The sequence below is a fragment of the Proteiniphilum acetatigenes DSM 18083 genome, assembly GCF_000380985.1.
Taxonomy (GTDB): domain Bacteria; phylum Bacteroidota; class Bacteroidia; order Bacteroidales; family Dysgonomonadaceae; genus Proteiniphilum; species Proteiniphilum acetatigenes.
Window position 1 is genome coordinate 312,438 of record NZ_KB905695.1, and the last position, 23,764, is coordinate 336,201.

Here is a 23,764-nt window from a genome sequence, read left to right on the forward strand (position 1 = left end):
GATTTCAAAATTTCGGTTCGCGACGGAATAGAGAAGTTCAAATTGAATGTAAATATTAAAAAGATAGCTTGCAAAAATGGAGGAAATAACAAAATATTTAATCGGGTCTACCTTGCATGAGAAAGGTATAGCAAAAGCTTGGGAAGAAACCGTATTCCTTCCGACGTATGAAACAGGAAAAGAGGAAAAGAACCCGATCTTTCTGGAAAAAAGGGTCTATCAGGGAAGTTCAGGATCTGTATATCCCTATCCTGTAATTGAAAAGATTTCCGATGAGAAAAAAGATAAACCCTATAAGGCTTTATTTCTTGAAAATGAATACCTGAAGATAATGATACTTCCCGAACTGGGGGGACGTGTGCAGATGGCATACGATAAAGTGAAACAACGGCATTTCGTGTATTACAACCAGGTAATAAAACCGGCTCTGGTCGGACTGACCGGTCCCTGGATTTCAGGAGGGATCGAATTCAACTGGCCTCAGCACCACCGTCCGAGTACATTTATGCCGACCGATTATCTTATCGAAGAAAATAAAGACGGGAGCATTACGGTTTGGTGTAACGAGGTTGAACGTATGTTCCGTATGAAAGGTATGCAGGGTTTTACATTATATCCCGACAAAGCCTATCTTGAGATCAAAGTAAAAGTGTATAACAGGACAGCCTTCCCGCAAACATTCCTTTGGTGGGCAAACCCTGCCGTAGCAGTGAACGAGGGGTATCATTCCGTTTTCCCGCCCGATGTGCATGCGGTATTCGACCACGGCAAGCGTGAAGTATCGGATTTTCCGATAGCTACGGGAGTTTATTACAAACAGGATTATTCTCCGGGAGTCGATATCTCGAAGTATAAAAATATTCCTGTTCCTACCTCCTATATGGCTATTCAATCGAAATTCGACTTTGTAGGAGGTTACGAAAAAGATGTAGAAGCGGGATTACTTCATGTGGCTAATCATCATATATCGCCCGGAAAAAAACAGTGGACATGGGGCTGTGGAGATTTCGGCATTGCATGGGATCGGAACCTGACCGATGAAGACGGCCCCTATATTGAACTGATGACCGGTGTTTATACCGACAATCAACCCGATTTTGCCTGGTTGCAACCGAATGAGGAGAAGTCGTGGGTACAGTATTTTATGCCCTATTCGGAAGTTGGCTATGTAAAAAACGCCAATAAGGATGCCATGGTGAATGTCGAGGTAAAGAATGGTAAGACTACCGTTATTGTATACACAACTGCCGATTATAAGAACCTTCATATTTCATTAAAAGATGCATCGGATAAGCTGTATCTGGATGAGATTACGGATATATCACCGGCACAGCCTTATAAAAAAGTGATCGGGACCGGCGATATATTACCGGAAGATCTGCTGTTTACCCTGTGTCGGGATGGTGGATTGTTGTTGGAATACAAGGCCGATAAACCTGAAACGAAACCGATTCCCGCCCCGGCAAAGGCGGCGAAAGAACCGCAAGAGATTGTATCCATCGAGCAGCTTTTTTTAACCGGATTGCATCTGGAGCAATACCGCCATGCAACGTATAATCCGACCGATTACTATACCGAAGCTTTACGGCGTGAACCGGGGGATGTCCGTTGCAATAACGCTCTGGGACTTTGGTGGATGCGAAAAGGGCAATTCAGAAAGGCAGAATCCCATTTCCGGAAGGCAATAGAAACATTGACCGAACGGAACCCGAATCCGTATGACGGAGAACCCTACTACAATCTGGGATGGAGCCTGAAGATGCAGGGACGCAACGAGGAAGCGTATGACGCATTTTATAAAGCAACGTGGAATGCCGCATGGCAAGGGTCTTCCTATTACGCTTTGACTCAGATCGATGCGTTCAGTCAGAAATGGGAAGAAGCGTTGGAGCATGTTGAATTATCCCTGATCTGTAACTGGCATAATCATAAAGCCCGTCAATTAAAAGCTTCGATCCTCAGAAAACTGGGAATGAAAGAGGATGCTTTGCAGTTAATTGAAGATTCCCTGGCGATCGACAGGTTCAATATGGGATGCCGTTTTGAACGTTACCTTTTGAGCGGTAATGATGCCGATTTAAAAGAACTGCAAGAATTGACGCGCGATTCCGCATATTCATACACAGAGTATGCTTTGGATTTTGCCGGAAGCGGACTATATGAAGAAGCTATCCGGTTATTGTCGTGTGCTATTGTCAACGAAAATGATGTATATCCGATGGTGTATTACACGTTGGGTTATTTTAGCCTCTTGTCTGGAAATACCGAACAAGCGAAAGAATATATTGTGAAAGCTTCGAAGATGAATCCTGCACTATGCTTTCCCAATAAGATCGAGGATGTGAATATCCTGCAAACAGCTATGCGGTTGAATCCTGACGATTCATTCGCTCCTTTCTATCTCGGAAATTTCTGGTATGGTGTACGGCAGCATGATGAAGCAATTGCCTGCTGGGAACGATCCAAAGAATTGAATGACCGGTTCCCGACTGTTTTACGTAATCTGGCTTTGGCATACTACAATAAAAAGGACAGGAAAGCCGAAGCAAGGGAGTTGCTTGAAAGAGCTTTTGCCCTGGATCCGGCAGATTCCCGTATTCTAATGGAACTGGATCAATTGTATAAGAAAACAGGAGTACCCGCTCGGGAACGGCTCGATCTGCTGGAAAAGCACTGGGACATTGCACAGGAACGGGATGATCTGGCTATTGAACGCATTACACTTTACAACCAGTTGGGTGAATATGAAAAGGTAAAAGAGCTGATCGACTCACGAAAATTCCATCCATGGGAAGGGGGGGAAGGTAAAATTACCAGACAATATACGTTATGTCGTCTGGAGTTGGCAAAACAGGCTATTGTCAGGGAAGAATTTGAAAAAGCAATTGCGCTCTTACACGAAACGGATGCATACCCGCATAATTTAGGAGAAGGAAAATTGAGTACGGTGAATGAAAATGATGTGGAATATTACAAGGGCGTTTGTTACAGAGGATTGAAAGATGAAGAGAAGGCAATTGAATGGTTTACAAAGGCCACCAAAGGGCCTGATGAGCCTAAACAGGCGTTCTATTACAATGATGAAAATCCTGATAAGATCTACTTCCAGGGGCTGGCCTGGAGGGCATTGGGTAATGAGGAAAAAGCCCGGGAACGTTTTAGAAAACTGATTGCCCATGGAGAGAAACATATGAATGACGATTGTAAAATCGAATATTTTGCAGTCTCCCTTCCCGATCTGGCAATCTGGGAAGACGACCTGAACATACGGAACAAAATACATTGCTATAATGTGATGGCACTGGGATGGTTAGGTTTAGGAAAAAAGGATAAAGCTGATCTGTATATGGAAAAGGTTTTAGAACTGGATGTAAACCATCAGGTCATAATGTAATACGGAGATATAATGGGCAACTTGATACAATGTATGATATGAGATCAATTATTTTTTGTTTTACATTCCTGTTTTTTATTTGTGCAGGGTACGCGAAAGGTGACCCAATAACACTTCATTCTCCCGATTCAGTATTCCGGATACGGATAAACTGTGACGACTCCATCTACTATAATTTGTTTTACAGGGATAAGGAAATTATCAAACCTTCCCACATTGGATTGGAGATCCAAAAAGGAGAAATGCGAAAGGAATTATTTTCTGATATAGAGAAAGTCAGTTATGATCACTATCGGGGAAAAATTCATCCTCTATACGGTAAGTTTAAAGAACTGGATGACTCCTATAATGAAGTTACCATTGATTTTGATCTTTTTTCTGTAATTTTTAGAGCATATAATGAAGGTGTTGCATACAGATTCATTACGAAAATGGATGGTGAAATAATGGTTGTCAATGAAATTGCCAATTTTAATCTCCCTGATAATCCTTCGGTAATTTTACCGGAAACAGAGAATTATACATCGTGGGAATTAATGTATGTTGACTATGCTTCGCACACTTCCATCCATGATAATAAACGAAGTATTACTCCTGTTCTGCTGAACAGAAAGGCTGGAGTAAAAGTAGTTATCAACGAATCGGATGTAAGAAACTATCCCGGGATGTATCTGGTGAAAAACAGGCAGGGGTTTACCGGCGATTTTGCTTTATACCCGGATAGTGTGTCTCTTGGCAGCTGGGGTAATTTTGTGTCGGTAGTTAGGAGCAGGAAAGATTATATTGCAGAAGTAGATGGGTGTAATACTTTTCCGTGGCGTATCGTATCTGCTACTGATGATGACAGGCAGTTATTGACAAATGAATTGGTGTATAAACTGGCTACACCGTTGCAAATTGAGGGAGATGTCTCATGGATAAAACCAGGTAAAGCGGCCTGGGAGTGGTGGCACGATGCTATGTTGCCCGATGCTCCTATCCCTTCAGGGATGGAGAACAGGAATACTGCATTGTATAAGTATTATATAGATTTTGCAGCAGAGTATGGGCTCGAGTATTTATTGATAGATGCCGGATGGTCTAATATTTTCGAACTTTCAAGGACAAATAAAAATATCGATATTCCGGGGTTGATCGAATACGGCAAAAGCAAGAATGTAGGAATTTTTTTGTGGTGTACTTCTACCTCGCTGAAAAATAATGCGGATACCTATTTGAAAATGATAAGTAATTGGGGAGCCGTTGGTATAAAAGTGGATTTTTTCGACAGAGACGATCAGCTGGAAATGGAATGGTACGAAACGCTTGCAGCAAAAGCTGCTACCTATAAACTGATGGTCAATTATCACGGTTGCAGTAAACCGACCGGACTCCAGCGCACATATCCCAATATCATTACTTTTGAAGCGGTAAGAGGTGCTGAATGTGCGAAATGGGATCTAACGGCCAGTCCTAAACACCATGTTACTTTCCCTTTTATAAGAATGTTGAATGGAAGCCTCGATTATACACCCGGGTCTATGAGAAATGCTTCTCCGCAACTATTTAAGCCTATAGCCGAGGGAATGCCTTATTCACAGGGAACAAGATGTCACCAATTGGCAATGTATGTAGTGTACGATCAATATTTGGCAATGTTATGTGACGCTCCGACCGAATACCGTAAATTTCCGGACATCATGGAGTTTTTGGCGACTGTTCCTGTTACGTTCGATCACACCCGGGTTTTAGATGCTGAAATTGGAGAATATATTGTGACTGCAAAACAAAACGGCAATAACTGGTTTATCGGAGGTATGACAAACTGGAAAGCACGGGATGCTGTGATTGACTTCTCCTTTTTGTCGGAGAATGGTAGTTATATTGCCACTATTTACAGAGACGGAAAAAATGCAAATCTGTATGCGGAACAATATACTTGTGAGAAGATAGAAGTGAATTCTACTGATAAAATGAGTATCAGAATGGCACAGGGTGGAGGATTTGCAATAATGGTAACACCCCTGTAAAGAGTATGGCAATCTGAGTTGAGCCTGATATAATTTAGTGATTATACATTATTTAAGACCAGACTGTTAGATATGTTAATGCGACGAAATTGACGTTTTTCGCTACCAATGTATCCGTCATTAAGATGAGATGTACATACTTTTGTTTTGTTAATTTGATGTAAGAATGAGCTTTTACCTTGTTTCGATATAGCAGTGCATAGAGTTGGGTAATAAATATCAAGATCATGGATCGCTTTTAACAGACTAATCCTTTTTAATAACCTAAAATAAATGAAACAGAAATTATTATTCATTACTTTCCTTGCATCCTGGATAATGTTCATGGGTTGCTCGGGAAACGAAGAACTTACCGTAAATCGCTGGACTATAAAATACGATGCAGCGACGAACGCCATTGACATTCTTAAAGATGACAGACTGATTTATGCTGATCTGCATGCTACGTATAAACTCTCGGATACTCTTCTTTCAAGTAAGGTATATGCTTATGCCAAGGTAAATACAAAGAGTATTTCTGATCGTTTCGGCCAGGGATTTTTGTATCAGGTGACCTATTCGTCAAAAGAAGAACTTCCCGGGTTGGTACACTCTTTCTATTTATATCCCGATAAGGATTTTATCCTTACGGATTTCGAGTTGAAGGACGAAGCCGGGGTAAGTACAAACTATATGGCTCCGGTCAATCTTCAAAGTATGGCAGGAGCGATTGAAGGTGGAGAAAATAACCGGGCTCTCTTTATTCCTTTCGATAATGATAAATGGATCCGTTATCAGTCACATCCTATGAATTTTCAACAGTTAACAAGTTATGAGGTGACTGCCATTTTTGATAATGAGAAACGGAATGGAATAGTGGTTGGTTCAGTGGAACATGATCATTGGAAGACAGGAATCGACTTGTCATCGGAAGAAAATCAGTTGTCTTCATTGACCTGCTACGGAGGCGTTGCCAACGAAACTACGAGGGATGTAAAACCTCATGGATTCCTGAGTGGAAAGTCTGTTAAATCGCCTACGATTTTCCTCGGATATTTTGAGGACTGGCGGACAGGACTTGAAACTTACGCCGATGCAAATGCGGTAGTCACCCCTCCCCGCAAATGGAAACATTCTGTGCCGTTTGGGTGGAATAGTTGGGGGGTATTGCAGTTCGATTTAACTTATCAAAAAGCATTACAGGTTTCAGATTTTTTTAAGGATAATCTGCAGAATAATAATTTCAGGAATGCCGATGGGCTTGTGTATGTAGGGCTCGATTCCGGTTGGAATCGTTTCTCGGAAGAGGAATTGCGGGAATATGCCAGTCGATGTGCCGAGAATGGACAGGTTGCGGGTATTTACTGGACTCCTTTTACCGATTGGGCCAAAAATCCTGACCGGGTATTCAGTGCCGCATCTGAATATACCTATAAAGATGTATATCTGTATGCCAATGGTAAACCGCAGGAGCTTGACGGCGCTTATGCATTGGATCCTACTCATCCCGCAGTGGAGGCTGCCATGAAAGAGATATCAGCTCTGTTTCGGCGTACCGGATTTAAGTATGTAAAGATGGACTTTATGACACACGGAGCCATGGAAGCGGATAAATGGTATAATGAAAGTATCACGACAGGAATACAGGGATATAACTACGGCATGGAGCTCCTGGATAAATACTTCTTTGATATGTATATTAATTTATCTATTTCACCCATTTTCCCGGCCCAGTATGCACAATCGCGACGTATAGCATGCGATGCATGGAACAAGATAAAAGATACCGAATACACAATGAATGCCTTGTCTTACGGCTGGTGGCAGGATCGGATCTACAGTTTCAATGATCCGGATCATGTCGTATTGAAAGATGCCACTGAAGGGGAGAACAGGGCGCGGATCACCTCTGCCGTCATAACCGGAATGTTCATTCTCGGAGACGATTACAGTAAACAAGGGGATAAGGAGGCCAAAGAAAGAACTTTAAGATATACAACAAATCAACAAGTCAACTCTCTGGCAGACGGGCGTGCATTCAGGCCTGTTGAAGGGAACGGGGAAAAATCCGAAAGTATTTTTTATAGGATAAACGAAGAGGGAACATCTGATTTTGCATTCTTCAATTATTCAGAGGAAGACACGCTGTTACATATTCCGGTAGAGCGGTTAGGATTGTCAGATGATAATAAGTATATAGCGAAGGAGTTATGGAGAGGTACGGAAATGCCAGTGCAAAAACAGTTAGAAATTACAATACCAGCAAGAGATGTATTACTATTTAAATTTAATTTATCAAATTATTAAACCTAAGAAGAGAATTATGAAAAGTGGAAAATTAATTTATTTGATTTTCGCGTTACTTTGCAGCATTAATTTGGTGGCTCAGAAAATGGAGGTCACAGGCAAAGTGATAGACGAGATATCTAATCCGATTATTGGAGCCAGTGTCCTGGAAAAGGGAACGACCAATGGTACGGTGAGCGATATAAACGGAAATTTCACATTGAGTGTGGAGAAGAACAGTATCCTTAGTATTTCCTATATCGGATATCTGACCAGGGAAATAGAGATTACGGAAGGAGGGTCTTTGGAAGTAATCTTACAGGAAGATACTGAAGTATTGGATGAGGTTATTATAGTGGGGACCTCAATCAGGAAAAGCGATCTTACCGGAGCCGTTTCGAGCGTGAGTGCGGAAGTTTTAGCCGAAAAACCTGTTACTAACATAAATCAGGCCCTGCAGGGACGCGTAGCAGGTGTTTTTATATCAAGCGGAGCCAGACCGAGTGACGATTCACAGATCAAAATTCGGGGTATTAATACAATTAATGGCTCAACAGACCCTATTTACGTGGTTGACGGGATGGTAATGGATAATGCATATGCCGGGTTTAATGCTGTAAATCTAAATGATGTAGCTTCCATTGAAGTACTGAAAGATGCTTCGGCTACTGCATTGTATGGATCCCGTGGTTCCAATGGAGTTGTACTCATTACTACCAAAAAAGGAAGAAGAGGCGAAGGAAAGGTTACCTATGACGGCTGGGTAGGTATCCAGAACTATGCAAAGGTACCAAAAACAATGGATACACGACAATTATTCGAGCTAAGAAAAGAAGCCTATGTCAACGGTTATATGCAAACAAATCCGAACGGAAATGTGGAGGAGTTTATTGAAAATGAGGTCATGGGTTCCAATCGGGTTTTCGCCGATTACGAGTTCGAATCCTATCAGAATAACCGCAATTATAACTGGTTGGATGAAGTAAGTCGTACGGGAGTTCAGCAGAATCATCTCTTAAGTTTCTCAAATGCTTCGGATCGTGGCGCTTTTTATCTCAGCTTCGGATATTCGGACAACAAGGGATTAATAAAGAAAACAGGTCAGGAAAAGTATTCCGGCCGCATCAATGCCGATCAGAATATAAAACCCTGGTTAAAAGTAGGGACAAACTCTTCATTTACCCGTACGATGAACTCGATTGTCAGCGACGGAGTCATGAATCGTGCCCGGAATGCCAATCCCATGCTGCCTATCTCGGACGAGATTCAGACATTAAACTGGCAGGGAATATTCGATCAGAATAATTTTAATCCGTTACGCTCATTACGCATAGACAATGATTTGGTATACAATAGATTTATGAGTTCCAACTTTATTGATATAAGCTTCCTGGAAAACTTTAATTTTCGTACTACCTTTTCACTTGACTATGCGCAGAGACAACAAAATGAGTATATTCCGAACGACATCTACGAAGCCGAACGCTATGGGACACAGGGGCAGGCTACAGATAACCGGGATGAACGAACCGTCTGGCAATGGGATAATACCTTATCTTACGATAAAGTTATTGATGAACATCGTATAAATGCACTGATAGGAACCAGTGCCACACAAACGAATGGTAGCTGGATTAACGCTTCTGCACAAGGTTTTGGATCGAATCTGTTTTCCTATCATAGTCTGAATTCAGGTTATAAAAGAGACCAACGAGGATTATCATCCAGCTGGTGGAAAGCAACGTTACTCTCCTATATCCTGCGTGCTAATTACGGTTACGATGGCAGATATTTACTGACAGCAACCGCACGATACGACGGCTCTTCAAAATTTGCCAAAGGGCATCAGTGGGGGATTTTTCCTTCACTGTCTGCTGCATGGAATATAACTGAAGAGGAATTTATGGAGTCACAGGATCTTTTTGATCAATTAAAGTTCCGTGCAGGATTCGGTGTGGTAGGTAATCAGAATATCTCCGATTTTGCATATTTGTCACTTTACCATACCAGTTATACCGGCACTTCTGATACGGGGTACACCTATTCATTTGTATCCGATGGACGGAGAGGTACGGAAAACATAAGCTGGGAAAAACAACGTCAATGGAATATCGGTCTTGATATGACAGCATTGAACAATCGTATCAATTTCAGTGTGGATGCTTTTATGATCAAGAACAAAGACTTGTTGATGAGTCACTCATTACCCACCACATCAGGTTATACCTATACGATCGAAAATATCGGGGCTATAGAAAACAAGGGGATCGAATTTTCTTTAGGAGCTACCCTGATACAAACCAGGGATTTTGAATGGAATCTTTCCGGGACATTATCCCTCGATAAAAATAAAGTCACGCAACTGTACGGTAATGCAGATGTGGTCTATAATGTAGATGGTGATCGCAATATCCAGAAAGAAGGAAACCTGTTTCTCGGGGAATCGAGAAATACGATCTATATCTGGCGTACAGGCGGTATTGCTCAGGAAGTGGATATGGAACGTCTAAGCAAGATCAACTGGCAGGGTTACAATGTAAATCCGGGAGATTTGTATCCGTTGGATGCCAATGATGACGGTCAGATCGATCAGAATGACCGCGTGGTAATAGGTTCAACCGATCCTAAATTCTATGGAGGTTTTGCCACTGATCTTACCTGGAAGGGGCTCTCCTTAAACGCTGTATTCAACTATTCATATGGTGCAAGACGGTTAAGCCCGTATTATGAATCATTGATTGGAAGTAAAGGCAGCAGCAATGCCTCTATCGATTTACTGGATCGTTGGACACCGGACAATACAACGGCTGAATTTCCCCGTGTTTTAGCCGGTTTCGACTATAATCATTACGGAGCGCATCAGATGGATTTCAGTGTACAGGATGCTTCTTACCTGAGGCTATCGGCACTTACCCTTTCGTATAACCTTCCTCAATCGGTTTTAAGCAAATTGAACGTAAGCAATCTTCGCGTATACACTACCGGATCGAATCTTTTCTGTTTGACCAATTACAAAGGTTATGATCCGGAGACAGGCGATTGGTATCCTCCAACTAAAATGTATGTGGTGGGAGTGAATTTTAGTTTTTAAAATCTCAAAATAAATAATCATATGAAAACATTAAGATACAAAATATTGGCTTATACAATAATCTCTTTTATTATTATAGGAGGTTCTTGCGCCGACTTTTTAGATGTCCAGCCTACGGGCTCTTTAACAGAAGAGCAGGTTTTTGAGAAAATTGAGAATGTAGAACCTTTGGTTTTGGGACTTTACAATAGCTTTAGAGGTGTCAGGCAAGGCCGGAACGGTTTGATGCCAAACCTGGGTCTGGATGAATCGCAACAAGGTAATTATCAGCTCTTGTCTTCAGGAGATCAGGCCGGTCTCGATAAATTCAATGGCCAGTTGAACCCCACTTCAACCCAGGTTGCAGCAATCTGGAATAACAGATGGCCTGCAGTCACTGCAGCAGCGAAAGCAGTTTATGCATTAGGCTTGACCAAAGAGGATCCTGAGTATGCCCAACAATTGTTAGGAGAGGCTTCATTTATCAGGGGAATGTTGATGTATGAGTTGAGTATGTATTGGGGCGAAATTCCTATCATAGATATTGCCCGTACTCAGGAACTGGGATTAGGCAGACAACCTCTTAAAGATGTTTGGGAATTTATTATCAATGATTTTCAGGTGGCAGCCAATAATTTACCGGGACAATATTCTAATGAGCCTCATCGTGCTACTTCAGGAGCTGCGTGGGCAATGCTCGGACGAGCATATATGTCGGCACCGGAAGAGACCGGTTTACGGGATTTTGTTAAGGCAGAAGAAGCTTTCCGGCAAATTATGGACAAATACCAGTTACTTTCCAATTATGAAGATCTTTTTAAATATGATAATCCGAATACTGTAGAATCTATTTTTGAACTGCAATTCAATAATGTATGGCCGGATTGTAATTATTGGCAGTTTGATACGGGATCACGGGCTGTAGACTCATGGTTTAGCCAGGGTTGCTCTTTCTCCGGTTATGATTTCCTTGTTCCCACGCCTTTTACTTATAAAACTGTAGAAGAAGGAGGAATATGGGAAGATGGAGACGCACGTAAAGAAACTTCTTTGCGGTATGATTTTACCTATTATACAAACCGGTATTCCGCGGACGGTTCATTTGAATATGTTACTCCCGATTTATCAAAGACACAGTGGACGGGTACGACGGATGAATTGGATCCGCATATCAAAAAATTTGAAGATTTCCGTACGGATATTTTGTCAGGCCTGGGTATCAATAATATGTGGAATTCAGGAAAGAACTTTGCTGTTATCCGGTATGCAGATGTTATTTTACTCCATGCGGAATGTCTCAATGAATTAGGGCAAACAGCACAGGCCGTAGCAATTGTCAATGATAAGATCCGTACACGGGCCTGGGGCGGTACTCTCCCTGCTGATAAACAATGGTCGACAGGAATGTCACAGCAGGAATTTCGTGCCAACATTATGGACGAGCGGTTACGAGAATTATGTTTTGAAGGGTGGCGCCGTTCCGACTTAATTCGTACAGGTAATTTTGTGAAGTTGGTAAAGGAAAGGAATCGTTGGGCACATGAATCAGCTACCATTCAGGAGTTCCATACACGCTATCCTATTCCTGATACAGAGATAAAGACAAATGACTTTTTTAGTCCGGAAGATCAAAATCCGGGATATCCTCAATAAAATAACTATTTTTGGCAACGCCAGAGAAATTTCTGGTGTTGCCTATTTCCTATATTATGAGATTTTATAAAACTTTCGGTATTGCCTGTATTGTTATTTCTTCATTTGTTAGTTGTACCTCCTCTCAAACCTTAGAGCTATGGTACGCACAGCCTGCAGAAAAATGGCTGGAATCTTTACCCATAGGGAATGGACGGCTGGGTGCTATGATTTATGGAGGAGTGGAGAGAGAAGTAATTGCCCTGAATGAATCGAGTATTTGGTCGGGAGAGTATAAACCGGATCAGGAAATGCCGTTTGGTAAAGAGAAATTATCTGGCTTACGGAAACTTTTTTTTGAAGGAAAACTTGAAGAAGGAAATCAGATTGCCGGAGAATACCTGAAAGGAAATCAAGGCTCCTTTGGAACACATCTCCCTATTGGGGATATGATTATCGAATCGTACCACCCTCAGGCGGAGATCACGAATTACCGGCGTAGTCTGAATTTGGAGGAAGCTGTTGGAAGAGTCGATTACAAGATCGGACGGGTATCTTATTCCCGCGAATATCTGGCTTCCAATCCCGACGATGTATTGGCGTTCCGTTTGACCTCTGATAAACCGGCCAGTATATCTTTCGAATTAAAACTCGATTTGTTCCGGAATGCCGAAATCAGGGCCGAAAACAATAAACTATTCATTGAAGGAGATGCACTTTTCCCGAGACAGGGTAGGGGTGGTGTCTTGTTCAATGGATGCATATCTTTACAGACAACCAGCGGTGAAATTACAACTACAGAGAACTCACTGATTATTGAAAATGCTGACGATGCTACAATTATCGTCGATTTCCGTACGAATTATAAAGATGAAGAGTACAAGCAGCGTTGTGAGTTGACCATTACAAAAGCAGAAGGCAAAGATTTCAGCTTGATTAAAGAAAATCATCTGGCTGATTACAAGCCTCTTTTTGATAGAGTATCCTTGTCGCTCGGGAAAAGTAACAACAACCATTTGCCTACCGATAAACGTCTTGAAAGCATCAGGGCAGGATTTCCCGATACCGGTTTCGATGCGTTATTGTTTCAATATGGACGCTATCTGACTATCGCATCATCACGGGAAAATTCTCCATTGCCGATTGCATTACAGGGATTCTTCAATGATAACCTGGCATGTAATATGGGGTGGACGAACGACTATCATCTCGATATAAACACCCAGCAGAATTATTGGCTGGCCAATATCGGAAATCTGGCCGAATCCAATTATCCGTTGTTCTCCTATATCGAAGATTTGTCGGTTCACGGGACAAAGACGGCAGAAAAAATATATGGATGCGAGGGATGGACTGCACATACTACAGCAAATATCTGGGGGTATACTGCTCCGTCGGGAAGTATTCTGTGGGGGCTTTTTCCTACAGCCGGGACGTGGCTGGCTACCCATCTCTGGAGTCATTACGAATATACTCGGGACAAGGAATTTCTCAGGAACAGGGCTTATCCTCTGATGAAAGGAAGTGCCAAGTTTCTACTTGATTTTTTGGTAGAAGATCCAAATACAGGGTATCTGGTTACCGGTCCGGGCATTTCTCCTGAAAACTCGTTCCTGTATAATGGTACTGAATTGTGTGCGTCGATGATGCCGACCTGCGACCGGGTATTGACCTACGAGATTTTTAGTAACTGTATAAAAATCTCTGAGATATTGGGTATGGATAATCTCTTTGCCGACTCACTCAGAGAAGCTTTGACCCTGCTACCCCCTATCCGGTTGCGTGAAAACGGAGGTGTCCGTGAATGGATGGAAGATTATGAAGAGGCACATCCCAATCACAGGCATACTACCCATCTGTTGGCTCTTTATCCGTATTCACAGATATCATTGGATAAAACTCCGGATCTGGCGGCAGGAGCCCGGAAAACTATTGAAGACAGGTTGGCTGCCGATGGATGGGAGGATACGGAATGGAGCCGTGCGAATATGATCTGTTTCTATGCCCGTTTAAAAGATGCACAAATGGCGTATGAGAGTGTCCGAATGTTTGAGCAGAATTTTCTGGCAGATAACTTATTGAGTATTTCTCCGGCAGGTATAGCCGGGGCGGAATCGGATATCTATGCATTTGATGGAAACACTGCCACTGCAGCCGGTATTGCAGAAATGCTGATACAAGATCATGAAGGTTATATAGAATTTCTTCCCTGTTTGCCCGATCAATGGAAAAGCGGTAGTTTCAGGGGCCTATGTGTCAGGGGTGGACTTGAAGTGGACTTGGATTGGAAAGACGGCATGTTACGTGCAGCTGCGCTAAAATCTACTATGGAATACACTTTTCGTATAAAAATGGATGATTTAAACGGAGTTAAGTTTTTAATTAACGGAAAAAACGAACAACCTGAAAAGGAAAAAGAAGGTCTGCTCAGTTTTTCTTTAAATAAAGATGATAAATTAATAATATCCTATTGAATTTCTTATACTAATCTGATTGGTATGCTGATATGGTTATACTTAGAAGGATAAGACCCGGTAATAAATCATATAAAATCTTACATTATGTCCCTATCAACTAAAAAATATACAATAATAAAAAGTCTGGTTCTTTTCATAATAGTCTTATTCGGACAAAATAGTTTTCCTGTTTTCTCTGCACCAGCTGATATTGAAATAAGTTATGGTAATTGGAATATTGTGTATGATGAAAATACAGGAACCCTTACTTATCGGAAGGATGGGAAATCGATCCTAAACGGTGTTTTTATACAAGCTAAAAGCAACAATGATATCCTGGAAAGTTCAGATTATAAGTCTCTCACATTGTCAGATGAAGATATAAATGATGATTTCGGTAGTGGCAAAAAATATACGATCTCTTTTTCCGGTGTATCAGGTCAGCCGGATCTGGAACAGATTTTCTATTTTTACGATTCAAAAGATTATTTCTTAACCGAAGCTTATATTCAATCAACTGCAACTATCTCGAGTAATTATATTGCCCCGGTAGTTACCCGAACCCGCAGTTCTTTTTTGCCGAGTAGCTCCAGTAACAGGGTATTGACCATTCCCTTCGATAATGACGATTTTATCAGGTATGGATCGTATCCTTTGACAACAGATTCAGTGTCATTTGAAGTTACAGCCATCTTTAACGGAGAACAACGTAACGGAATGGTTATTGGCTCGATAGAACATACGACCTGGAAGACAGGGATTCGTTTTTCGACTTCAGATAATCAAAATATCGATTATCTGGCATGTTTTGGGGGTATTACTCATCGATTAACGCGGGATATCAATAATTCAACACAAAAGCAACATGGGAGCATTTCCGGCACCTCTTTGAAATCACCTAAAATATTGGTAGGTTATTTTGATGATTGGCGTAAAGGGTTGGAGCAGTTTGGAAATGTCAACGCAATTATAGCTCCTCCCCGTAGTTGGGATAAAGGAACACCATTCGGTTGGAACAGTTGGAGTGGAATGGAGACCCATGTAAATTATGAAGGAGTGATAGATGTCTCCAATTTCATAAAAAATGAATTGAAAACCAGAGGATTCGATAACGATGTTGTGGTTATAGGTTTAGATTCGTGGTGGGATATGAATTTTACCGACCAGCAGTTGATCAATTTTGTCAAACATTGTAATAATAATGGTCAGGAAGCGGGTATTTATTTTACACCTTTTTCCGAATGGGCGTTTGATGGTGAACGTATTGTGCCCGGAACAAACGGACGATATAGGTTTAAGGATATTTATCTGTATTCCAATGGGACACCTATTGAAATAGAGTCAAGGGCATTGGATCCCACTCATCCCGGTACGATTACTTATATAGAATACCAAATCAATCGGTTTAAGTCATGGGGATATAAATATATTAAATTGGACTTTATCAATAATGGTACTCTTGAAGCAGACTCTTTTTATGAATCCGGCATAACGACCGGAGTACAGGCATATAACTTTGGAATGCAGAAGTTGGTGGATGCATGTGGTGACGATATTTTCCTGGCATTGTCTATTGCTCCCACTTTCCCTGCTCAATATGGCCATTCCAAACGGATCAGCTGTGATACATGGGGGCAGATGTCCGAGCATGCATCGCATACGGGATATATGTTGAATAGCCTCAGTTTTGGATGGTGGTTGGATAGGGTATATGCGTTCAATGATCCTGACCACCTGGTATTACATGACCGTGAATCAAGAAACCTTTACAAGGAAGAAGAGAATCGCTCCAGAATAACCTCGGGTGTTATCACGGGATTATATATGCTGGGAGATAACATGAGCTTAAAAGGCACCTATCAGGGTACACAGGAGATTAGGAATCGTATTCTTCAGGTAGCCTCCAATGAAGATATTAATTCCATCGCAAAAATCGGAAAATCTTTTTACCCCGTTGAAGGGTATACGGCAGATGAATATGACAGGTCGGAGAAATTTTTTATACTGCATCATGAAAATCAAGTATACCTGGCTATTTTTAATTTTAGTAATAATACGACACTCACCGGTGATATACCATTGAATCGATTGGGCGCATCTGCTGATGCAGTATTGGGAGTTAAGGAGCTTTGGACAGGAGCCTCTTTGACACTCCAAAATAATAGGATTGAATATTCAGTTCCACCCCAGGATGTCAGGGTTTACAGGATGGATACGAATATTGAATTTGAAACAGAGCCGAAAATTGTAGAACAACCGGAATCATCAGAAGTATTTGTGGGCAATTCAGTAACGTTCTCAGTTGAAGCTACCGGTGGCAGTCTGTCGTATCAATGGTATAAAGATGATAATTTGATCGCAAATTCAAACTTAAATAGCTTGACAATCAGTAATTTGTCATTATCGGATGCCGGTAGTTACCACTGTGTCGTGTCAAACTCTGCCGGTTCGGTAAAAAGTAATGAGGCTGTACTAAAGGTGCTTACTGATGAGATAAAAATCAGGGATGTGAAAATCAATAATGTGTTTTGGGATATTGCAGAACCATTTATTTTATGCGGTACCAATAGTATAGATATTGAAATAACAACAGAACATCCGGATGCTACAATAATTTTTAATGATGAGATTGTTGAAAACAAGATTATTAGGCAGAACATTGACCGGATGGGAAGGACAAAAATAAAATTTGATATACAGTCTGCAGATAATGCGGAAATGAAGAGGTCCTACGAAATCACAATTGATAGGTTATTTGAGTTTGACGATCTGATTGCTGTTAAATGGAACAATACCCTGATTGCCAATAATAATCATACAACGAATGGGGGATATAAATTTAAAAGTTATAAGTGGTTCAAAAATAATATTTTGATTGGAACCAATCCGAGTTATTCAGCCGGTCCACGGAGAGATATGCTACTGGATGAAAATGCACTCTATTATTTGGAAGTGACGACGACCAGTGATGAAGTATTGCGCACATGTGAATCGACAATTACATTTTCACCGCAAGAACAGATCAGGATATATCCAAATCCGCTACCTACAAATGGAAGTGTTACAGTCGATATACCTCAGGATGACCCTCAGATGAAAAATGCAGTAATTGAAGTATATACCAGCAGTGGTATGTATATAGGCCGGCAAAGAGTAAAAGGGCAATATACTACTGTCTCTTTGTTTCGAAGTCCGGGGATGTATATTATTAATGTGACAGCAACAGATTTTTTGGAAAGTAAGAAAATAATCGTCAGATAAAACTTGAATAATAATATGATGTTAAAGAAAACAACAATAATAGTTTTTTGCTTATTATCTGTGATGATAGTCTATTCGCAGGAAAGACATGAAATATCTGTGTCGGTAGCCGGCGGACTATCGACAATAAATTATAGTCCCAATGTCGGACAATCCAAAGATAAAATTGGTAGTACGATCGGGTTTGGGTATAATTATAAAATAACAAATTATTGGAGTATCGGCTCAGGGGTTGAAATGTTGATTTCCAGATCAGAATATAGCATGGAAAATTTCTCGGATTCTTATGCTGCATATGACGGTGAGGATGATTTCATATTTCATACAACAGTAAAAGAGTATAGTGAAAGTCAAAACATATCCTATTTGAATATTCCTTTTGTTGTGATGTTTCAGCGACCGATAGCCGGTAAAAATAGTTTTTTTGCCTCTGCCGGATTTAAATTCGGTGTTCCTGTTGTGCAACGGGTAGATGTTAGCGCGTTATTCAATAATTACGGGTATTATCCTAAATGGGAAAATCCCATTAAAGATAATCCATATTTCATGGGATTTGGGGATTTCGGGAGTGAAAATGTAAAAGGTAATCTGGAAGTCAAAACATTGTATTTATTGTCTGTAGAGAGTGGAATGAAATGGATTTTAGGTAATAAACTGAATTTATATAGTGGAATCTATTGTGACTATGGATTGAATAATATCCAAAAAGCTTCTGATAAACGAATGATTCAATATAATAATATGGAACCTTCTGAGTATATACATAATAGTGTGATTAATTCTTCTTATTCAACTGATGATAATATTACTCAAGCTTTAGTGGATGTTACCCGCATTATTTCTGTCGGGGTAAAGCTTAGATTGGCATTGGATTTATAATAACTGCGCTAACAAAGTTTTAAAAGTAATTAGAAAATGTAGTGTACACATTTCAGTTTGGTCAGTATCTAATAAATATAAATAGTTCAATTCAAAATAACGTTTGTCAAAAATATAAATCAATCAACAATGAAATCTATTAATTTACTTACTAACATTCTATTTGTCTTATTACCATTCTCTTTTTCTTTTGGTCAAAGTGTTACAATCCCGATAGAGACAGAGAATGTAGCCATAGTTTTGAAAACCGATGGGAACAATCGTTTAAAGATTATTTATTTCGGAAAGTCTTTGTCGAACATAAATGAATATGAACAGACGGGAGAAGTCTTTAATTTTCGATCTGAAGGCGCAAGCTCCAATAATAACGCTTATGCAGTTGCCGGGATCGACAATAACTTTACAGAGCCTGCCATCGCAGTGGTACATGTGGATGGTAACAACTCGCTGGATCTGCTGTATGAGAGTCATTCGACTTCGAAAACATCTGACGGGGCTACGCTTACTGTTGTTACGCTCAAAGATCCTGTCTATCCTTTCTTTGTCGATCTGTATTATAAAGCATGGAAAGATAAGGATGTGATTGAGCAATGGAGCGTGATCAGGCATACTGAAAAAGGGAATGTAGTGCTTAACAAGTATGCATCGGCAAATCTGTACCTGAATAATAGAGATTATTACCTGACCAGCTATAATGGCTCCTGGATTAAGGAGATGCAACCTGTAGAAACACATCTGCGCCAGGGAATGCATACCATTGAAAGCCGGTTGGGAACAAGAGAAAATTTGCTTACCTCTCCGAACTTTATGTTATCGTTGGATGGAAAGGCAACCGAAACATCCGGTACCGTAATGATGGGTCAAATTGCATGGAATGGTAATTTTGCGTTGCAATTCGAAACCGATGTATATAAAAATTTACATATAGTTGCCGGAATAAATCCCTATCAGTCTGCTTATCATCTGAAACCGAACACCTCTTTTGAGACACCGCGTTTTGTTTATACGCTTTCCTTTGAAGGAAAAGGTAAAGGAAGCCGTAATTTGCAGGGTTGGCTGAGGGATCATGCATTGCTGGACGGCCGGGGTGAACGCCTGACATTACTCAATAACTGGGAGGCTACCTATTTCGACTTTAACCAGGATAAACTGGTCAGCCTGTTTGGTGGTGCAAAAAAGTTAGGTGTAGATATGTTTTTGTTGGATGACGGATGGTTTGCCAATAAGTATCCCCGGAACGATGATACAACCGGATTGGGTGACTGGGAAGTGAACAGGAGGAAACTTCCTGACGGTATCCCTTTTCTGGTACGTGAGGCAGAGAAAGAAGGCGTTAAGTTCGGTATATGGATCGAACCCGAGATGGTCAGCCCGAAAAGTGAATTGTATGAAAAGCATCCCGATTGGGTGATCAAACAGGAAAAGAGACCCGAAATTTATTTCAGGAATCAACTGGTACTCGATTTGGCTAATCCGGAGGTGCAGGATTTTGTTTTTAAAGTAGTGGACGATCTGTTTACTGAGAATCCTACTTTAGCATTCATAAAATGGGATTGCAACGCTCCTGTTTTCAATGGACATTCGAAATACTTGGAACGAAAAAAGATCCCTCAGTCACACTTATATATAAAATATTCAAAAGGTTTACAGAACGTATTGGAAAGGATACGGGCAAAATATCCTACCGTACCGATGATGCTCTGTTCCGGCGGAGGAGGCAGATCGGATTATAATTTGCTGAAATATTTTACTGAATTCTGGTTGAGTGACAATACTGATCCACTGGAACGGGTTTTTATGCAATGGAATTATTCTTACTATTATCCTGCCATTGCAATGTGTAACCATGTTACCGACTGGAGTAAAGACAAATCGCTAAAATATCGTATAGATGTAGCATCAATGGGTAAACTCGGATTCGATATCCGTGCGAATGAATTGAGTGAACGGGATATGAAGTTTGCTCAACAGACGGTTCGTAATTATAACGACTTTAAGGATATCCTGTGGCACGGAGAGATGTACCGTCTTGCAAGTCCTTATGAAGATGATATGGCGTCTCTTATGTATGTGAACGAACAAAAAACAGAAGGAGTTATGTTTAATTACCTTACCAATTGGCGGGATGTGGCGGATACATCTCTTCGCCCCATAAAACTACAGGGATTGGACAAAGATAAAACTTATAAGTTAACGGAAATCAACCTCTATGAAGGAACAAATACTCCTGTCGACCATCAGAAAGTATATTCCGGGGAATTTCTGATGAAGGTAGGTTTTAATCCTTCGGTTAGTAAATACAGAGCCAGTGTAGTGATAAAGATTAAATCAGTGAAATGAAAGGATAGTAAGGAAGAGGACTCTGGATAATGGTAAAGCTACATACAATCGAGTCGGAGAAATTCGGTATAATTGACGGGCAGGTCGTTTATCTTTTCAGGTTAGTCAATAACGAGAGAACAAGTGTCGAGATCATCAGTTACGGAGCAACGATAAAATCGATCAATATCCCTGATAAAAAAGGAAGAATTAAAAATATCATCCTTGGATATGACAGACTTGAAGATTATTTGTCCGATAAAAATTATCTTGGCGCAACAATCGGACGTTGCGCCAACCGGATTTCAAATGCCTCTTTCGTGATGGACGGAAGGTCTTATTCTCTGGATAAAAATGATGGCCCCAATTGTAACCATGGAGGTTTCTCCGGATTCCACAAAAAATTATTTGATCATAAAATTGAAAACGACAAGCTCATTTTAAGTGCTGAAAGTGAAGATGGAGAAGGAGGATTCCCCGGAAATATAACGTTGACAGTCAGTTATCAGTTAACGGATAAGAATGATCTATTCATGGGTTATCACGTTTCAACCGATCAAAAAACGCCGGTGAATGTCACCAATCATGCATATTTTAATTTATCCGGGAGAGAAACAATATTGGATCATCAACTGAAAATTGAGTCTGATAGGGTTCTTGAATCCGATAACAACTTCCTGCCTACGGGAGCCTATCTCAATGTTAAAAATAATCCGGGTTTCGATTTTCGGGAATTCAAGGTGATAGGTGAAAATATGAGTTTGAAAAAAGAAAAAATAAAGGGGTATAATTCATATTTCATATCGCGACGGAATGAGAATGAGAGAAACTTAAAAAGACTGGCTATTTTGAAAAGCGGAGATTCAGACATACGTGTGGAGGTGTTTTCAACAATGCCGGGAGTTATGATATACACAGGGGATTATCTTTCGGGCTCTTATCAGTCCTTATCGGGAGTATGCCTGGAGGCCCACTATTATCCCGACTCCCCTAACCGGCCTCATTTTTCCCAAGGTATTTATGCAGAGGGCGATACCTGGAGAGAAACCATTATGTATCGTATTGTTTGTCCTTCAGAATATCTTTAGGCTGACGCATATACTTAAACAAAACACCCCGAGGTTCTTACCCCAGGGTGTTCGTATTTTGTCGTAAACTTTGTATCTTGCTGTGAAACAGATGCCTTTTGGTTAGTTGTAAGCAGCTATTTCTTCGTCGGAATAAGCCATTCTCTTTGAGATGAAAAAGATAGCATAGGGGACGATTAATAGTATAATTGCCCAGAGAATATTACTTATCAAACCGCCTTTTTTCATGTTATTCACATAGATATGTCCCAGTAATCCTTCTATAACCAATACCAGTCCGATGATTAAATTGGTGTTATTGGTTGCGCCCGTCAAAAAGGGAATCACCAAAATAGCAACGCCTATGAGCATTACTAATACCCCGATGTTTCTCGCTAATTCTTTCATGTGTGTATAATAATTTATGTTTCTGATTTCGTAACGCAAATAAACACAAAATTCGACAAACAAGGAAATAATTTGAGATAAAAATTTTGTATTCAGCGAAAAAATGAACTTCAGAGATAAAAAACTGCCTTTTTTATCTCCTAACAATGCACAAATTGTATATTTTTGTGAAAAAGTTTCCGTTGATGCGGACGAGATGGCCGGAACGTCGGTATCGTTTTTGAAGACTGATCGCAATAAAACTGAATGGTGGTGAAAAATATACTTGTTTTTTTGTATCAATGGCTCATATTTGTGCCGATCTTTATTGTGCTTACCCTTATTACGGCATTGACGGTAATGGTTATGGCTCCCCTCTTCGGAAGTAAGTTCTGGGGTTATTATCCGCCCAAATGGTGGTCGAGGCTGACCTGTTGGTTAGCTCTTTGCCGGATAAAGACAAGCGGACATGAGAATCTGGATCCCGGACAATCGTACGTGTTTGTAGCCAATCACCAGAGTGCATTTGATATTTTCCTGGTGTACGGTTTCCTGAATCAGAATATCAAATGGATGCAAAAACAGAGTTTACGGAAGATCCCGTTCGTAGGATTTGCCTCAGAAAAGGCCGGCCATGTGTTTGTGGACAATACCAATCCTAAAGCGCGGGCAGCCTCTATTAAAAAAGCGAAAGAACAGATAGTGGATGGCGTCTCTATGGTGATATTTCCGGAGGGAGCACGCACTCGGAGTGGAAAAATGGGTCGTTTTAAACGGGGTGCCTATTATCTGGCCCACGATATGGACCTGCCTGTGGTGCCTCTGACTATAAACGGTGCTTATAATGTTCTGAAGAGGGATGGTTTTCGTCTCAGGCCGGGAAAAATGGAACTTGTGATCCATAGCCCAATACCCACCGCATCACTTACCGAGGCAGAGACACCTGGATTGATCGATAAAACGAGGGATACCATCTATTCCGCATTATGGGAGCAATACAAATAAAAGGAACGGATCTTTAAAAC

Annotated in this window: 12 protein-coding genes; 11 read left to right on the top strand and 1 reads right to left on the bottom strand. The window is 40.8% G+C overall.

Annotation, left to right across the window (positions count from 1 at the left end):
* Nucleotides 1-76 precede the first annotated feature (76 nt).
* From F597_RS0107790 to F597_RS0107835, 10 genes are all read left to right on the top strand, one after another.
* Nucleotides 77-3,394: a tetratricopeptide repeat protein gene (locus F597_RS0107790; protein WP_019539169.1), complete on the top strand. Its 3,318-nt coding sequence runs from the start codon at nt 77-79 to the stop codon at nt 3,392-3,394.
* Nucleotides 3,395-3,432: 38 nt separating this feature from the next.
* Nucleotides 3,433-5,403 carry a glycoside hydrolase family 97 protein gene (locus tag F597_RS0107795; RefSeq protein ID WP_026327253.1) on the top strand — a complete coding sequence of 657 codons (1,971 nt, stop codon included), beginning with the start codon at nt 3,433-3,435 and terminating at the stop codon, nt 5,401-5,403.
* A gap of 273 nt (nt 5,404-5,676) precedes the next feature.
* Nucleotides 5,677-7,689, top strand: a complete 2,013-nt coding sequence (locus F597_RS0107800; protein WP_019539172.1) for an alpha-galactosidase — start codon at nt 5,677-5,679, stop codon at nt 7,687-7,689.
* A 16-nt stretch (nt 7,690-7,705) separates the two neighbouring features.
* The gene (locus F597_RS0107805) at nt 7,706-10,759 is read left to right on the top strand and encodes a SusC/RagA family TonB-linked outer membrane protein (protein WP_026327254.1); all 3,054 of its coding nucleotides are present in this window, start codon (nt 7,706-7,708) and stop codon (nt 10,757-10,759) included.
* Between the two features lie 21 nt (nt 10,760-10,780).
* Nucleotides 10,781-12,391, top strand: a complete 1,611-nt coding sequence (locus F597_RS0107810; protein ID WP_019539174.1) for a RagB/SusD family nutrient uptake outer membrane protein — start codon at nt 10,781-10,783, stop codon at nt 12,389-12,391.
* A gap of 56 nt (nt 12,392-12,447) precedes the next feature.
* Nucleotides 12,448-14,844: a glycoside hydrolase family 95 protein gene (locus tag F597_RS0107815; RefSeq protein WP_026327256.1), complete on the top strand. Its 2,397-nt coding sequence runs from the start codon at nt 12,448-12,450 to the stop codon at nt 14,842-14,844.
* Nucleotides 14,845-14,931: 87 nt separating this feature from the next.
* Nucleotides 14,932-18,087 (top strand): immunoglobulin domain-containing protein, encoded by a 3,156-nt coding sequence (locus F597_RS20365; RefSeq protein ID WP_081624342.1) that lies wholly within the window; start codon nt 14,932-14,934, stop codon nt 18,085-18,087.
* Nucleotides 18,088-18,102: 15 nt separating this feature from the next.
* Complete coding sequence (locus F597_RS0107825) at nt 18,103-18,966, top strand: outer membrane beta-barrel protein (protein ID WP_081624343.1); 864 nt, start codon at nt 18,103-18,105, stop codon at nt 18,964-18,966.
* A gap of 129 nt (nt 18,967-19,095) precedes the next feature.
* On the top strand, nt 19,096-21,306 hold the full coding sequence (locus tag F597_RS0107830) for an alpha-galactosidase (RefSeq protein WP_019539178.1): 2,211 nt from the start codon (nt 19,096-19,098) through the stop codon (nt 21,304-21,306).
* A gap of 29 nt (nt 21,307-21,335) precedes the next feature.
* Nucleotides 21,336-22,373, top strand: a complete 1,038-nt coding sequence (locus F597_RS0107835; protein ID WP_019539179.1) for an aldose epimerase family protein — start codon at nt 21,336-21,338, stop codon at nt 22,371-22,373.
* A 102-nt stretch (nt 22,374-22,475) separates the two neighbouring features.
* On the opposite strand, the gene F597_RS22315 is transcribed toward F597_RS0107835, so the two are convergent.
* The gene (locus F597_RS22315) at nt 22,476-22,760 is read right to left on the bottom strand and encodes a hypothetical protein (protein ID WP_139224053.1); all 285 of its coding nucleotides are present in this window, start codon (nt 22,758-22,760) and stop codon (nt 22,476-22,478) included.
* Between the two features lie 252 nt (nt 22,761-23,012).
* Here F597_RS22315 and F597_RS0107845 point away from each other — a divergent pair, with 252 nt between their 5' ends.
* A complete protein-coding gene (locus tag F597_RS0107845) occupies nt 23,013-23,744 on the top strand; it encodes a lysophospholipid acyltransferase family protein (RefSeq protein ID WP_139224054.1) in 732 nt (243 codons plus the stop codon).
* Nucleotides 23,745-23,764: the final 20 nt, after the last annotated feature.

What these genes read in the sequence shown, in the direction of transcription:
- F597_RS0107790 (WP_019539169.1), top strand. Translation starts at nt 77, where the DNA reads ATGGAGGAAATAACAAAATATTTAATCGGGTCTACCTTGCATGAGAAA.
- F597_RS0107795 (WP_026327253.1), top strand. Translation starts at nt 3,433, where the DNA reads ATGAGATCAATTATTTTTTGTTTTACATTCCTGTTTTTTATTTGTGCA.
- F597_RS0107800 (WP_019539172.1), top strand. Translation starts at nt 5,677, where the DNA reads ATGAAACAGAAATTATTATTCATTACTTTCCTTGCATCCTGGATAATG.
- F597_RS0107805 (WP_026327254.1), top strand. Translation starts at nt 7,706, where the DNA reads ATGAAAAGTGGAAAATTAATTTATTTGATTTTCGCGTTACTTTGCAGC.
- F597_RS0107810 (WP_019539174.1), top strand. Translation starts at nt 10,781, where the DNA reads ATGAAAACATTAAGATACAAAATATTGGCTTATACAATAATCTCTTTT.
- F597_RS0107815 (WP_026327256.1), top strand. Translation starts at nt 12,448, where the DNA reads ATGAGATTTTATAAAACTTTCGGTATTGCCTGTATTGTTATTTCTTCA.
- F597_RS20365 (WP_081624342.1), top strand. Translation starts at nt 14,932, where the DNA reads ATGTCCCTATCAACTAAAAAATATACAATAATAAAAAGTCTGGTTCTT.
- F597_RS0107825 (WP_081624343.1), top strand. Translation starts at nt 18,103, where the DNA reads ATGATGTTAAAGAAAACAACAATAATAGTTTTTTGCTTATTATCTGTG.
- F597_RS0107830 (WP_019539178.1), top strand. Translation starts at nt 19,096, where the DNA reads ATGAAATCTATTAATTTACTTACTAACATTCTATTTGTCTTATTACCA.
- F597_RS0107835 (WP_019539179.1), top strand. Translation starts at nt 21,336, where the DNA reads ATGGTAAAGCTACATACAATCGAGTCGGAGAAATTCGGTATAATTGAC.
- F597_RS22315 (WP_139224053.1), bottom strand. Translation starts at nt 22,760, where the DNA reads ATGAAAGAATTAGCGAGAAACATCGGGGTATTAGTAATGCTCATAGGC.